This is a genomic window from Pseudonocardia sp. Cha107L01 (assembly GCF_052566575.1).
The window spans coordinates 2,727,177-2,741,568 of the sequence record NZ_CP199579.1; the positions used below are offsets into that span (position 1 = coordinate 2,727,177).

General features: G+C 72.2%; 12 protein-coding genes. 10 read left to right on the top strand and 2 right to left on the bottom strand.

The window, feature by feature from the left end; genetic code table 11:
* The first annotated feature begins 195 nt into the window (after positions 1-195).
* The 4 genes from pcrA (at position 196) to ACTXG6_RS13030 (ending at position 4,684) form a co-directional block, all read left to right on the top strand.
* Positions 196-2,646, top strand: coding sequence for a DNA helicase PcrA (pcrA, locus tag ACTXG6_RS13015; RefSeq protein WP_445188039.1), 2,451 nt, complete (start codon positions 196-198; stop codon positions 2,644-2,646).
* Positions 2,647-2,852: 206 nt separating this feature from the next.
* On the top strand, positions 2,853-3,521 hold the full coding sequence (locus ACTXG6_RS13020; RefSeq protein ID WP_445188040.1) for an oxidoreductase: 669 nt from the start codon (positions 2,853-2,855) through the stop codon (positions 3,519-3,521).
* Between the two features lie 8 nt (positions 3,522-3,529).
* Positions 3,530-3,664 carry a hypothetical protein gene (locus ACTXG6_RS13025; RefSeq protein ID WP_445188041.1) on the top strand — a complete coding sequence of 45 codons (135 nt, stop codon included), beginning with the start codon at positions 3,530-3,532 and terminating at the stop codon, positions 3,662-3,664.
* A 30-nt stretch (positions 3,665-3,694) separates the two neighbouring features.
* A complete protein-coding gene (locus tag ACTXG6_RS13030) occupies positions 3,695-4,684 on the top strand; it encodes an AraC family transcriptional regulator ligand-binding domain-containing protein (protein ID WP_445188042.1) in 990 nt (329 codons plus the stop codon).
* Positions 4,685-4,696: 12 nt separating this feature from the next.
* Here ACTXG6_RS13030 and ACTXG6_RS13035 read toward each other — a convergent pair whose 3' ends face one another.
* Both ACTXG6_RS13035 and ACTXG6_RS13040 read right to left on the bottom strand, forming a co-directional pair.
* The gene (locus ACTXG6_RS13035) at positions 4,697-5,416 is read right to left on the bottom strand and encodes a M23 family metallopeptidase (protein ID WP_445188043.1); all 720 of its coding nucleotides are present in this window, start codon (positions 5,414-5,416) and stop codon (positions 4,697-4,699) included.
* Between the two features lie 427 nt (positions 5,417-5,843).
* Entirely contained in the window at positions 5,844-6,890 is a 1,047-nt protein-coding gene (locus ACTXG6_RS13040; protein ID WP_445188044.1) for an esterase/lipase family protein, read from the bottom strand.
* A 293-nt stretch (positions 6,891-7,183) separates the two neighbouring features.
* On the opposite strand from ACTXG6_RS13040, the gene ACTXG6_RS13045 reads away from it, so the two are divergent.
* The 6 genes from ACTXG6_RS13045 (at position 7,184) to ACTXG6_RS13070 (ending at position 14,385) form a co-directional block, all read left to right on the top strand.
* Positions 7,184-9,061 carry a hypothetical protein gene (locus ACTXG6_RS13045; protein ID WP_445188045.1) on the top strand — a complete coding sequence of 626 codons (1,878 nt, stop codon included), beginning with the start codon at positions 7,184-7,186 and terminating at the stop codon, positions 9,059-9,061.
* The gene (locus ACTXG6_RS13050; protein ID WP_445188046.1) at positions 9,058-9,471 is read left to right on the top strand and encodes a cobalamin B12-binding domain-containing protein; all 414 of its coding nucleotides are present in this window, start codon (positions 9,058-9,060) and stop codon (positions 9,469-9,471) included. The genes ACTXG6_RS13045 and ACTXG6_RS13050 overlap by 4 nt, the downstream gene beginning before the upstream one ends.
* 168 nt (positions 9,472-9,639) lie before the next feature.
* Positions 9,640-10,428 (top strand): SCO6745 family protein, encoded by a 789-nt coding sequence (locus tag ACTXG6_RS13055; RefSeq protein WP_445188047.1) that lies wholly within the window; start codon positions 9,640-9,642, stop codon positions 10,426-10,428.
* Between the two features lie 140 nt (positions 10,429-10,568).
* A complete protein-coding gene (gene sucC / locus ACTXG6_RS13060; RefSeq protein WP_445188048.1) occupies positions 10,569-11,738 on the top strand; it encodes an ADP-forming succinate--CoA ligase subunit beta in 1,170 nt (389 codons plus the stop codon).
* A gap of 2 nt (positions 11,739-11,740) precedes the next feature.
* A complete protein-coding gene (gene sucD / locus ACTXG6_RS13065) occupies positions 11,741-12,622 on the top strand; it encodes a succinate--CoA ligase subunit alpha (protein ID WP_445188049.1) in 882 nt (293 codons plus the stop codon).
* 224 nt (positions 12,623-12,846) lie between these two features.
* A complete protein-coding gene (locus tag ACTXG6_RS13070) occupies positions 12,847-14,385 on the top strand; it encodes a DUF5336 domain-containing protein (RefSeq protein WP_445188050.1) in 1,539 nt (512 codons plus the stop codon).
* Positions 14,386-14,392: the final 7 nt, after the last annotated feature.

Sequence of the window (14,392 nt, forward strand, 5' to 3'; positions counted from 1 at the left end):
CCGGCTGGCAGTGCTCTGGCAATGCGCACCGTGACAAAACGCCGCCCCGGGTCCGTGGACTCCGGGGCGACGTGGTCGTTGCTGAGTTGCTCAGGCGGCCACGGGCACCGAAGACCGGTACCCGTAGCTAAAGTTGCACACACGCGCTGGCACGTCGTTCATCATGCCACAGCGGCCGGTACCGTGGCGGCCACGATGAGTGCGCTGTTCGAACTGCCACATGCAGCAACACAGTCCGTTGCCCCGCCGGGCGCCGCCGGATCGTTCCACCGCCGGGACCCGGAGGAGCTGCTGCGCGGGCTGAACCCGCAGCAGCGCGAGGCGGTGGTGCACAGCGGCTCGCCGCTGCTCATCGTGGCCGGCGCCGGCTCGGGCAAGACCAGGGTGCTGACCCACCGGGTGGCCTACCTGCTGGCCGCGCGGGACGTGCAGCCCGGTCAGGTCATGGCCATCACCTTCACCAACAAGGCGGCGAAGGAGATGGCCGAGCGGGTGTCCTCGCTGGTCGGCCGCCGCTCCGCCGCGATGTGGGTGTCCACCTTCCACTCGGTGTGCGTGCGGATCCTGCGCCGCGAGGCGAAGACCCTCGACATGGGCTCCAGCTTCTCCATCTACGACGCCGACGACACCCGCCGGTTGATCACCCAGGTGGCCAGGGACCTGGATCTGGACGCCAAGCGGTACCCGGCCCGGGGGCTGGCCGCGCAGATCTCCAACCTGAAGAACGAGCTGCTGGACGCCGCCGACGCCGCCGCCCGCGCCGGCAACGACTACGAGCGCCGGGTGGCCGAGGTGTTCGCGACCTACCAGAACCGGCTGAAGCTGGCCAACGCGCTGGACTTCGACGACCTGATCATGACCACGGTCAGCATGCTGCAGGCGTTCCCCGCGGTGGCCGAGTACTACCGGCGGCGGTTCCGGCACATCCTGGTCGACGAGTACCAGGACACCAACCACGCCCAGTACATGCTGATCCGCGAGCTCGCCGGGCACTCCGACCAGGCCGGCGGCGCTGCTGGCGCTGCTGGTGACGGGGATGCACACGTGCTCGAGCCGGCCGAGCTGTGCGTGGTCGGCGACGCGGACCAGTCGATCTACGCCTTCCGCGGCGCCAACATCCGCAACATCGTGGAGTTCGAGCGGGACTACCCGAACGCGCGGACCATCCTGCTGGAGCAGAACTACCGCTCCACCCAGACCATCCTGTCGGCCGCGAACGCGGTGATCGCGCGCAACACCGACCGCCGCGACAAGCGGCTGTGGTCCGAGGCGGGCGACGGCGAGAAGATCGTCGGCTACGTGGCGGACAACGAGCACGACGAGGCCGCCTTCGTGGCCGCCGAGATCGACCGGCTGTCCGACGCCAAGCACGCGAAGAACAGCGACATCGCGGTGTTCTACCGGACGAACTCGCAGTCCCGGGTCTTCGAGGACGTGTTCCTGCGGGTCGGCCTGCCGTACAAGGTGGTCGGCGGCGTCCGGTTCTACGAGCGGCGCGAGGTGCGCGACGCGCTGGCCTACCTGCGGGTGCTGTCCAACCCGGAGGACACGGTCAGTCTGCGGCGGATCCTGAACGTGCCGCGCCGGGGCATCGGCGACCGTGCCGAGGAGGCCGTCTCGCTGGCCGCGGAGAAGCACCGGATCTCCTTCGCCGCCGCGCTGCGCCGGGCGGCCGCCGGCGAGGTGCCGACGCTGGCCACCCGCTCGCAGCGGGCCATCGCGACCTTCGTCGAGATGATGGACGAGCTGGCGCAGCGGGTGGTGGCCGGCGAGCCGGTGGCCGAGCTGCTGGAGTCGGTGCTGGCGCGCACCGGGTACACCGCCGAGCTCCAGGAGAGCGACGACCCGCAGGACGAGTCCCGGGTGGAGAACCTGGCCGAGCTGGTCACCGTGGCCCGGGAGTTCGCCGGCGACGCCGCCGCCGACCCGGAGGCCATCGAGGCGGCCCGGGAGCAGGGGCTGCCGGTACCCGGCTCGCTCGCGGCATTCCTGGAGCGCGTCGCGCTGGTCGCCGACGCGGACTCCATCCCGGACGGCGGTGACGGGGTGGTCACCCTGATGACGCTGCACACCGCGAAGGGCCTGGAGTTCCCCGTCGTGTTCAGCACCGGCTGGGAGGACGGCGTGTTCCCGCACATGCGGGCACTGGGCGACCCGAAGGAGCTGTCCGAGGAACGGCGGCTGGCCTACGTGGGCATCACCCGGGCTCGGGAGCGGCTGTACCTGTCCCGGGCCATCGTGCGCTCGGTGTTCGGTGCGCCGTCCACCAACCCGCCGTCCCGGTTCCTGGACGAGATCCCGACCGAGCTGCTCGACTGGCGGCGGTCCGCCCCGGAGCGCTCGGCCCCGGTCGGCATGGTCGGCTTCGGCCAACGGGGTCGGTTCGGCGGCGGCACCGGCGGCCCCGGCGGCGCGGGCCTGCGCGGCGGCTCGGACCGGGGTGCCTGGCGGCCCGGCGCGGCCCCGTCCATGGCCCCCACGCTGTCGCTGGCGGTGGGCGACCGGGTGAGCCATGACAAGTACGGGCTGGGCACGGTGGTGGCCACCGAGGGCGTCGGCCCGCGCGCCAACGCCACCATCGACTTCGGCAGCGCCGGCACCGTGCGACTGATGCTGATCGGTGGCGTCCCCCTCCAGAAGCTCTAGCCGCACACCCCGTCGACCGCCGTCCCGCACCCCACCATCCCCGCGAGTCGGGGATTTCAGCAGGGTGAGTCGCGGATTTCAGCACACCGCCGATGTTGGCGCCATCCGCAAGTCATCTGGCGCGTTCCGCTAGTGACGCTCGGCCGGGGTGCTCCTACCGTTCCCGGTGAGGCGATCACTCGGATCGCCGGCAGGGGGGACAGGTCGTGAAGACCGTTCTGGTCACCGGTGCATCGTCCGGTATCGGCAAGGAGACGGCGAAGACGCTGTTGGCCGACGGCTACGCGGTGTACGTCGCCGCTCGGCGGGTCGACAGGATGAGTGAGCTCGAGCAGCCAGGGGCGACCGCGCTCGCGATGGACATCACGAACGACGAGGACATCGTGGCCGCGGTCAAGCGGATCACCGCCGAGCGCGGCGGGATCGACGTGCTGATCAACAACGCCGGGTTCGGCATGTACGGGGCGATGGAGGACACCACCCTCGACGACGCCAGGTACCAGTTCGAGGTGAACCTGTTCGGGCTGGCCCGGCTGACCCAACTGGCGCTGCCGTACATGCGGGACCGGGGCGCCGGGAAGATCGTGAACATCTCCTCGGTCGGCGGCAAGATCTACACCCCGCTCGGAGCCTGGTACCACGCCACCAAGCACGCCCTGGAAGGCTGGTCCGACAGCCTGCGCCTGGAACTCAAGCCGCTCGGCATCGATGTGATCGTGATCGAGCCCGGCATAATCCGGACCGAGTTCGGTGACGTGATGGTCGGGCCGATGCTCGAGCGGTCCGGGCAGGGCCCGTACGCGGATCTTGCCAGCAAGCTCGCCAACGCGACCCGCGCGAGCTACGAGTCAAGGGTGGGTCGCCGGCGTCGCTGATCGCGCGGGTGGTGGCCAGGGCGGTCGGCGCGCGGCGGCCGAGGACGAGGTACGCGGCGGGTCAGTACGCGAAGCCGCTGATCGCCGTGCGCAAGTGGCTCGGCGACCGGGTGTTCGATCGGGTGGTGCTGAGCCGGTTCTGAGCGGGCGGGTCGGCCAGGGAGGAGGGCACGGTGAGCGCCGAGAAGTTCACGCTGGGGCCCACGGTGCGCGTGCTGCTCGCCGATCTGGGTATCGCGCTGCCCAACGTGCTGCGCCGGGCGTCGCTGCCGGAGTCCCTGCTCAGCGGCGGGCCGGTGGCGTTGACCGCGCCCGAGTTCTTCGGGTTCTGGCGGGCGCTTGACGAGGAGGCGGCCGACCCCAACCTGCCGCTGCGCATCGCGCGGGCCATCTCCGCCGAGGTGTTCGACCCGCCGCTGTTCGCCGCGCTGTGCAGTCCCAACCTCACCGTCGCGGCGCAGCGGATCGCCGTGCACAAGCGGCTCATCGGCCCGATGCGCATCTCGGTCACCTCCTCGGCCGCCGGCACCACGGTGGGGTGCCACTGGCCGGACGACCTGGAGCCGCCGGACGCGCTGGTGATCACCGAGCTCGTCTTCTGGGTGGTGCTGGCGCGGGTGGCGACCAGGTCCGAGGTCCACCCCCTGCGGGTTGGCACCCCGACGCCACCCGCCGACACCGAGGCCTACCGGGAGTTCCTCGGCGTGCGCATCGACAGCACCCCGGAGCAGTCGATCACCTTCTCGGCGGTCGACGCGGCCCGGCCGTTCCTGACCGCCAACGAGCAGATGTGGGAGTTCTTCGAGCCCGAGCTGCGCAGGCGGCTGTCTGAGCTGGCGGACGGCGCCTCGATGACCGAGCGGCTGCGCGCGGCCCTGCTCGAGATGCTGCCGGCCGGGACCGCGACGATGAACACGGTGGCCCGGGAGCTGGCCGTGAGCACCCGCACCCTGCAGCGGCGGCTGCGGGACGAGTCGACCTCGTTCCAGGCGGTGCTCAGCGAGACCCGGGAGGCGCTGGCGCGGCACTACCTGTCCAGCGCCGGGTTGACCGCGGCCGAGATCGCGTTCCTGCTCGGCTACGAGGACGCGAACTCCTTCTACCGGGCGTTCCACTCCTGGACGGGGCAGACCCCGGAACGGGTCCGCGCCGGCGCGACCTGAGCGTGATCGGGTTCAGTCGGCGGCAACGCCGGGGTTGCCGGTGACCCGGATGCCCCGGGCGGCGAGCCAGGGCAGCGGGTTGAGCTTCTTGCCGCTGGGGTCCCAGATCTCGAAGTGCAGGTGCGGGCCGGTCGACTGGCCCCGGTTGCCCATCTCGGCGATCTGCTGGCCGGCCTTGACCTTCTGCCCGAGGTGCACCAGCGACCGGTTGATGTGGCCGTACACGCTGATCCAGCCGCCCGGGTGCAGGATGCGGACCCACAGGCCGAAGCCGGACGCCGGGCCGGAGGAGATGATTGTGCCGTCGGTGACCGCGTAGATCGGGGTGCCGATCTTGTTGGCCAGGTCGATGCCGTAGTGCGTGACACCCCAGCGGCCGCCGAAGCCGGAGGTGAACACCCCGGTGGTCGGCTTGACGAACTCCTGCCCGTTGAAGATCGAGGCCTGCGGGGCGCCGCCGGCCAGCGCGGACCGGATGCGCAGCGCGTTCTTGGCGAGCTGCTCGCCCACCTTGACCGCCTTGGTCAGGCTCTCCACGTCCGCGACGTCGGTGTCGTCGTCCATCGCGGACAGCTCCGGCGTCTCGCGGGAGTAGCGGCCCACCACCGCCGAGTGGCCGGGCAGCTCGGGGGCCGAGGTGCTCTGGATCAGTGCGGCGGCGTTGGCCGCGCGGCTGATGTTCTGGTACTCGGCCTCGGGCTGCAGGTTGAGCAGGTTGGGGACGGCCGCCACTGTCGCCCCGGTGGCCACTGCCGCGAGTGCGACACGGCTCTGCCAGGGCGATGCGGGCGCGGGTCGCCGATGGTGACCCCGATGGGAGGGCGGGCTGTACCGCACGTTCTCATCGAGGGCCGGTTCAGCGCCGCGTGGGGAGCGGTCGAGCGCCAAGACCTGCCTTGTCTAGTAATCATGACCGGCGGGCGGCGTGGTCTGGGGAAACCACTCGAGTCAATTCGGGGGCGACTCGAGGCCGGGTAGGACGCCGTCGTGACCGGTCTGTGATACGGAACCTCAGGAACCTAGCGGCCCCGGTCGGGGAGTGCAAACTCGCTGGCGGCGTGTCCCCGGCGGGCTCGGTGCGGGCGTCCCGGGCGGGCCCGGACGGTGCTCGGTCCCGGTCTCGCCTCGGCCTCGGTCCGGCTCGGCCCGGCGCACCTGGTCAGGAAGCCGGCTCCGGCCCGCTGACGGAGTTGGCCGGTGGCCCCGGGTCGGGCCCGGTGTCGGGCCCGGCGGAATGCGGCGCGGTGGCCCACCTGGCCAGGCCGCCGTCTCCCCGGCTAGAGGAGCGCCAACCGGCGGCTCGGGTGCTGCGAGCGGGCGAGTTGTGCGCGGGCGAGTTGTGTCGGGCCAGTCCGACGGGGCGCGCCGGCACGTCGTCCAGCCGGGCCAGCGACGAGGCCACCCAGTGCACCGCGCGCGGGTGGATGGACAGCGACATATGACCCACGTCGCGCAGCTCGAGGGTGTCCACCGCCAGGTCGGGGTGGACCAGCCGGGCGTTGCGCTGCGGCACGATCAGCTGGTCCATCCGGCTCCACACCACCAGGAACCGGGTCCGGCAGTGCGGGGCCGGCTCGGCCAGCTCGGTCAGCAGGTCGGAGCCGGGCATCAGCTGGCGGGTCAGCGGGGTGGGCATCAGGTAAGCGGTCGCCGAGCCGCCGTGCGGGCTGCCCAGGGTGACCAGGGTGTGGACCGCTTCGTCGCCGCCGAGGCGCTGCACGTAGTACCGGGCGATCAGTCCGCCGAGCGAGTGCCCGACCACGTGGACCCGGTCCGAGCCGGTGCGCTCGCGCAGCCGCTCGACGTGGCGGCGCAGCTCGTGCGCGGCGATCCGGACGTCGCCGGTGAGCGCGGTGAGCACGCTGTAGTTCACCGCGTGCACCACGCCGAACCCGCGCCGGCGCAGCGCCCGGCGGAACACCGCGAAGACCGAGCGGTTGTCCATGAACCCGTGCACCAGCAGGATCGGCGTCCCGGCCGCACCCATGTCGGAGACGACCAGGCTGCGCTGTCCCGGGCTGAGCGAGTCGGTGCGGTAGTGCGCGTAGCCGACGTCCGGGGTGACGCTCTCGCGGACCAGGCCCCACGGGTAGCTGGCCAGGTGCGCGGTGCACCAGGCCGCCTCCACCGCCAGCCCGCGCAGGCCGGCAGGGCTCAGGAAGGTGCGCGCGGCGTACTCGGCGGCGCCGGCCACCGTCTGGAACACGGAGCGGGACGCGGTGTCGGTACCGGAGTCGGGTGATTCGGCCGGCCGAGGAGCCCGGGGACCGGGGGTGACGGAAGACCCGCCTGGCGCGCCGTGTCGCGATCGGTCGACTGGGCCGACCGGGTGGCCCACAATGCTGTCGACCACGCCGCCCTCGTCATCGGGGACTGACATGTTCTGACGGTACGTCAAACACGGATTAAAAACATCCGGTGCGCAAATTCGAGTGGCGCACACGCCCCGTTTGGTGACGCTGAACTGCACGTTCGGCGAGATTGGACTAGCTTCCGGCGATGCGATCGAGGTTACCGGTCGGTGCGTTGAGCCCGGTCGCGATCGGTGGGACCGCGCTCGGCGCGGTGCTGGTCGCCGCCGGCCCGAGATACCCGGTTGCCGTCGCCACCGACGGCGCCGCGGTGGGGCCCGCCTACGGGGTGTGGCCGCTGCTCGCGGTCCTCGCGGTGGTGCCGGCCGTGGTCTCGGTGATGCTGCTGCTGGTGCGGCAGCGGGCACCCGGGCTGGCGCTGATCGCCTCGGTCGGCGCGGTGTCGGTCGGCCAGCTGCTGCTGACCGTGCAGCTGCTGCTCGACCCGGTGCGGGCGGCCCGGGCCGAGCTGGTCGCACCGGCCGGTGTCGGCGAGCTACGCCCCGGACCGGGCGGTTGGCTGCTGCTGGCCGGTCAGCTGCTCACCGTGCTCGGCGGGCTGGCGGCGGCCCGGGAGGCCAGCGCGCTGCGCGGCGAGCGGAGCATGGACGAGCCAGCGATCGGGCCGCGCACACCGCCGGGCGCGCTGCTGCTCGGGGTCGGCTGCGCGGTGCTGGCCGATCTCGGCGTGCTGGCCGCGCCGTACGTCTCCACCAACCCGTGGCTGGTGCCGCGCTCGGTACTGGACGCCCCGGTCTGGGCGGCCGCGGGCGGCTTTGCGTTGGCCATCGGGATCGCACTGGCGGTCGTGCTGGCCTGTTCGACGCCGGATCCCCGGGTATCGGTGGGTGGCCTGGTGGGGGCGGCGCTCGGGGTGCTCGGCGTCGTCGCGCCCCGGGTCACGGTCGCGGCGCTGGCCGGGTCCGGCGGGCTGCGGGTCGCGCTGGGGCCGGTGCTGGGCGTCGCCGGCGTGCTCGGGCTCGCGCTGTTGGCCTGCTGGGTGGGTTACCGGGGTCGGCGGGCGGCCGGCCGGACCGCGCTCACCGGCGGGTACGCCCCGGTGGACGGGGTCGGCGGCCCGGGCGCACTGGCCAGGTTGGGCGGCGCGGCGGATCGGCTGGCCGGGGCACCGGCAACCGCGCTGGCGGTGCGCTGCCGGCTGGCCGGCGCCGGGCTGACCGTGCTGGCCGGCGGCTGCGCGGTCGCCGCCGCACTGACCGAGCCGCTGCGGCTGGCCGCCGACCTGCCGCACCCGCAGCTGGTGGCCCGCTGGATGCTGATCGCGGCCGGTGTCCTGCTGGTGCCGCTGGGGGTGCTCACCGCGACCCGGCGACTCGGGCCGACGGTCCGACCCGCGCTGGCCGTCGTGCTGGTGGTGGTGCCGCTGGCGGCCGGCGATCCGTTGGCCGCGCTGCTCGCCGTGCTCGGGCTGCCCGGGGTGAGCGCCGGCGTGGGGCTCGGGCTGATGCTGCTCAGCGTGGCGCTGGCCGGGGCCGCCGGGCTCGCCGTGGTACTCGCCGGCGGCTTCGAGCGGGACGAGGTCGAGGTGACCAGGACCCCGTACGAGGGACCGCTGCCGGCGGCGGCGGTCGCGGCGGCGGTGCTTGCGGTACCGGCGTTCTGGCTGCCGCTGCTGGACGGGGTGGGCTGGGGCACCACGGGGGTGTTGCAGCCGCCGTTCGGGCTGCCGTCGTGGGCGCTGCTGGCGGGGTTCGCGGTGACCGCCGGCGCGGCGCTGATCGGGCCGAGATGCCGGCCGGCGCGGGCCATCGCGCTGTTCGCCGGCGTGGTCGCGGTACTGCTGTTCCGGGTGCTGCGGCTCGCGGTGACGCCGGGTCTGGCGGTGGGCGACAGCGTCGGCGAGGGTGCCTGGGCGAGCGGGTTGTGCCTGGTACTCGTTCTGGTCGCGGGGGCTCTGGTACTGCGTGGGGTAATGCGTGGGGTACTGCGTGGCCGCCCGAAAGCCGTTCCCAGCTCCGCTCCGGCGGCTCTCGCCCTGCCTGAGCGCGAGGAGGTGCCGAGGTGACCGGGCGGATCCGGGTGGTGATCGCCGAGCCCGGCCTGGACGGGCCCGACCGGGGCGCCGAGGTGGTGGCCAGGGCGCTGCGGGATGCCGGCATGGAGGTCATCTACACCGGCCTGCACCAGACGCCGGAACAGATCGTGCAGACCGCGCTGCAGGAGGATGCCGACGCGGTGGGCCTTGCCATCCCGTCCGGGGCGCACCTGACGCTGATCCCGAAGGTGCTGGAGCTGTTCAAGGAGCGCGACGCACAGGACGTGCTGGTGTTCGGCGGCGGGACCGTCCCGGAGACCGACATCGCGGCGCTCACCGAGCTGGGGGTGGCCAAGGTGTTCGCCCCCGGCACGACCAGCCAGGAGATCGTCGACTGGGTCCGGGAGAGCGTGCCCGACTCCGAGGCCGCCGAATCCTGAGCGCACCGGACCGATCGGGTACCGGGTTCATGTCCCCCTAACGGCTCAGCGCCTCTCTCGTGCGGATCATCTCGCGTGTTCGCGGTCGGTGACCGGCTGACTACTGCGTTAGATTCGCGGCGGTTCGGTCGGCGACGGCGCCGCTGGAGACAACGAGGAGTCCAACCCTTGAGCGATACGAGCACGCTGGAGGCCGCGCGCGCGGCCGGTGGTCCGATCGAGGAGATCGGCGCCCTCTACATGCTGCACCCGGAGACGTTCGCCCGGAGCACCGAGAACGGCTACCCGCACCCGTTCGCCGGTTACTTCGCCGGGCGCGGCGGAGTGCTCGGCGACGCCGACGCGAGCACGGTGAACGCCGTGTTCGCGGTGTTCGAGCCGAACGTGGTGAAGATGTTCTGGGAGCAGGGGCTGGCCGTGCACGGCGCGGCCGGTGGCGCCGCCGTCTACAACGACCAGGTCGCGGAGTTCGCGCGCAGGCACCTGAGCGGCGCCGAGGGCCTGGACCGGATCGTCGAGCTGGGCCAGCGGGTCGTCGACAGCGCCCCGGTGCTCGGTATGCCGCTGTTCGCCGGCTGGAAGTCGATGCCGCTGGCCGAGGACGCCCCGGCCCGTGCGCTGCAGGTGATGTTCAAGCTGCGTGAGCTGCGCGGCTCGGTGCACACGGCGGCGCTGGCGATGTCCGGGCTGACCCCGATCGAGGCGCACATGCTGAACCGCGGCGCCGAGTACTGCGCGTTCTTCGGCTGGCCCGAGCCGTTCGCCACCGGCGAGGGCAAGGAGGCCAACCGCCAGGCCGCCGAGGATGCCACCAACCGGCGGATGGCCGAGATCATGGGCACCGCCCTCACCGTCGAGGAGATGCACGAGCTCGGCCGGCTCGCCTCGGCCGCGCTGAGCACCGCGGCGGCCTCCGCCGCTGGTGCGGGAGAGGAATCCGTTAACTCACCCCGGTAGACCCTCCGGGACGTGAGGGGGTTCACCGAGGCGGACCGCCGCGCGGACATCGAGCGCCGATAAGGTCGTCCTCGCAGCTCACAGTGTGGGAGCCCAGAGCCACGAGGCGGCCCACGACATCACGTGTGGCAGGAGAGACAGTGGACCTGTACGAGTACCAGGCGAAGGATCTTTTCGCCGCGCATGGCGTCCCGGTGTTGCCGGGCCGCACCGTGACCACGGCCGAAGAGGCAGCCGAGGTCGCGACCGAGATCGGCGCCGCCGTTGTCGTGAAGGCCCAGGTGAAGACCGGTGGCCGTGGTAAGGCAGGTGGCGTCAAGCTGGCCACCGACGCCGCGCAGGCCCAGGAGAAGGCGCAGGCCATCCTGGGAATGGACATCAAGGGCCACACGGTGCACCAGGTGCTGGTGACCGCGGCCAGCGACATCGCCGAGGAGTACTACTTCTCCTTCCTGCTGGATCGGTCGAACCGCACCTTCCTGGCGATGGCCAGCGCCGAGGGCGGCATGGAGATCGAGCAGCTGGCCGTGGAGCGCCCCGACGCGCTCGCCAAGATTCCGGTCGACTCGATCACCGGGGTGGACAAGGCCAAGGCCGCCGAGATCGTCGCGGCGGGCAAGATCCCGGCCGAGGTGGCCGAGAAGGCCGCCGACGTCATCGTGAAGCTCTGGGAGACCTTCGTGGCCGAGGACGCCACGCTGGTCGAGGTGAACCCGCTGGTCCGTGACCCGCAGGACAACGTCATCGCCCTGGACGGCAAGGTCACCCTCGACGAGAACGCCGACTTCCGCCACCCCGGGCACGCCGCCCTGGTGGACAAGCGCGCCGAGGACCCCCTGGAGGCCAAGGCCAAGGCGAAGAACCTCAACTACGTCAAGCTGGACGGCGAGGTCGGGATCATCGGCAACGGCGCCGGCCTGGTCATGTCCACGCTCGACGTCGTCGCCTACGCGGGCGAGCGGCACAACGGGGTCAAGCCGGCCAACTTCCTGGACATCGGCGGTGGTGCCTCCGCGGCGGTGATGGCGGCCGGGCTGGACGTGATCCTGGGCGACCCGGACGTGCGCAGCGTGTTCGTGAACGTCTTCGGCGGCATCACCGCCTGCGACGCGGTGGCCACCGGCATCGTCGAGGCACTGAAGATCCTCGGCGAGCAGGCGACCAAGCCACTGGTCGTGCGGCTCGACGGCAACAACGTCCTCGAGGGCCGGCGCATCCTGGACGAGGCGAACCACCCGCTCGTCACTCAGGTGGACACGATGGACAACGCGGCCGACAAGGCCGCCGAGCTTGCGGCAGCGGGGGCCTGACCATGTCGATCTTCCTGAACGAGAACAGCAAGGTCATCGTGCAGGGCATCACCGGCGGTGAGGGCACCAAGCACAGCGCCAAGATGCTCGCCGCCGGCACGAACATCGTCGGCGGGGTGAACGCGCGCAAGGCGGGGCAGACCGTCAACATCGGCGGCCAGGACCTCACCGTGTTCGGCACCGTCGAAGAGGCCATGAAGGAGACCGGCGCGGACGTGTCGGTGGTGTTCGTACCGCCGAAGTTCGCTAAGGACGCGGTGATCGAGGCCATCGATGCGGCGATCCCGCTGGCCGTGGTGATCACCGAGGGCATCCCGGTGCACGACTCGGCGTACTTCTGGGCGCACGCCTGCGCCAAGGGCAACCAGACCCGGATCATCGGGCCGAACTGTCCGGGCATCATCAGCCCCGGCAAGTCCAACGCCGGCATCATCCCCGCCGACATCGCCGGCCCGGGACGGATCGGACTGGTCTCCAAGTCCGGCACGCTGACCTACCAGATGATGTACGAACTGCGCGACATCGGCTTCTCCAGCGCCATCGGCATCGGCGGTGACCCGATCATCGGCACCACCCACATCGACGCGCTCGAGGCCTTCCAGGCCGACCCCGACACCGACGCGATCGTGATGATCGGCGAGATCGGCGGCGACGCCGAAGAACGCGCCGCCGACTTCATCAAGGCCAACGTCACCAAACCGGTCGTCGGCTACGTCGCCGGCTTCACCGCCCCCGAGGGCAAGACCATGGGCCACGCCGGCGCCATCGTCTCCGGCTCCGCCGGCACCGCGGCGGCCAAACAGGAAGCCCTCGAAGCCGCCGGGGTCAAGGTCGGCAAAACCCCCAGCGAGACCGCCGCGCTGATGAAGGAGATCATGAAGTAGGTGCACTGCCCGTGCCTCACAGGCAGTGCACCGGCCGGACGCTAGTGTCCTGAGTTCGATGTCCTTCGCCGGAGACGGCGGAGAGCATTTCGGACTCAGGACACTACTGTCGCGGCGGGAGTGGGATCACGTCCCGCCACGACATTGGCGGCCGGCGTGTCGAGGCGTACCTGCCCATGGTGAGCCGATCTGACTAGCCTGGCCGCGTCGAGCAGGAGGTCGCGATGAGCAACCCCACCGGTGAGCCCTCGGGTTCACCGACGTCGGAGCCCGCCGGCGCCGCCGGCCTCACCAGGACGCTGGCCCTGGCCGCCGCCGCGCTGGCCGTGCTCATCTACCTGCTCGGGTTCACCGCCGGAGTGTCCACGCTGGTCAGCGCGCTCCCCGGGGCCATGCTGGTGGGAGGCGGACTGCTCGCCGCCGTGTCCGTGCTGCCCAGCACCCGGTGGCTGCTCGCGCCCGCCGTGGTGGTCAGTGCGGTCGGCGCGCTGCAAGTGATCCAGAAGACCGCGACCACGTCGTCCTCGCTCAGCGCGACCGCGATCGTGGCGCTGGTGCTGTGCGTGCTCCTGCTGCTGGCCGCCATCGGTGCGCTGTTGGTCGACCAGGATCTGGTGAGCACCGGGGCGCGGCGCCCGGCCGGCTTCCGGTTCGGCTCCGGTTCTGGCCGCGGTGGTCGGGGCGACCGGGACGGTCGGGGGGCCGCGGGTCAGGGCGGGCAGTCGGGCCCGGGTCAGCCCGGTGGGCCGGGTCAGCCCGGTGGGCCGGGTCAGGCCGGTGGGTCGTACGGCGGTGGCCAGTACGCGCAGTTCCCCGCGGAGGGCTACCAGGCCAACCCGTACGCCGGTGGTCAGTACCCGGCCGGCCAGTTCGCCGGTGGTCAGTTCGGGGGCCAGCAGCCGGGTGGCCAGTACGGCGGCCAGCAGCCGGGTGCCCAACAGCCGGGTGGCGAGCAGCCGGGTGGCCAGTTCGGCGGCCAGCAGCCCGGGGGCCAGTACGGCGGTGCGCAGTACGGCGGCGGGCAGCCCGGTTACCAGGCGGCGCCCGGTTCACCGGCCAGCTATGCGCAGTCTCCCGGTGGTTACGGCGGGTATCCGCAGCAGCCTGCCGCTTATCAGCAGGGCGCTTATCAGCAGGGCGGTTATCAGCAGGGCGGTTATCAGCAGGGCGGTTATCAGCAGGGCGGTTACCAGCAGGGCGGTTACCCGGCGGGTTCTGGTGCCCCGGCGCAGGCGGGCGGGCCCGGCGGGTTCCCCGGCTACTCGCCGCAGCAACCCGGCGACGCAGGGCCGTACGGACCGCCCGCCCAGCCAGGGCAGGCGCCCCTGCCGTGGCAACCCGACCCGCAGTCCCCGTTGGGACAGCAGACCCCGCCGAGCTACCCCGCCTCGGGCCCGCCGGCCGCCACCCCGACCACACCCGACTCCGCTTCGCCCGCCGCCGCCCCGCTCCCGGCTTCCGGCTCACCCGTCGACGCCCCACCGGAGGGCGCCCAGGCGCCGCCCGGTGGCTCTGGCAACCAGCCGGCCACTGACCGGCCGAGCCCCACCCCGAAGGCGGGGGCCACCGCGGTGCTGCCCGGTTTTGCCGGCCAGCACGCGGCGGTCGCCGGGGTCACCGACGAGACACCCTCGACCGGCTCCGGCGATTCCGGTGCACCCGACCCGGGCCCGACGGGCTCGGAGCAGACGACCCAGTCACCGCCCCGCCCGCAGCCCTATCCGAGCTCGGACAAGGGCGCGGGCAACGGCGCCAACGGCTGATCGCACC

Bases quoted from the DNA above. Each gene is read 5' to 3' on its own strand.
- ACTXG6_RS13045 (WP_445188045.1), top strand. From the start codon at position 7,184: ATGCGATCGAGGTTACCGGTCGGTGCGTTGAGCCCGGTCGCGATCGGT.
- pcrA (WP_445188039.1), top strand. From the start codon at position 196: ATGAGTGCGCTGTTCGAACTGCCACATGCAGCAACACAGTCCGTTGCC.
- ACTXG6_RS13070 (WP_445188050.1), top strand. From the start codon at position 12,847: ATGAGCAACCCCACCGGTGAGCCCTCGGGTTCACCGACGTCGGAGCCC.
- sucD (WP_445188049.1), top strand. From the start codon at position 11,741: ATGTCGATCTTCCTGAACGAGAACAGCAAGGTCATCGTGCAGGGCATC.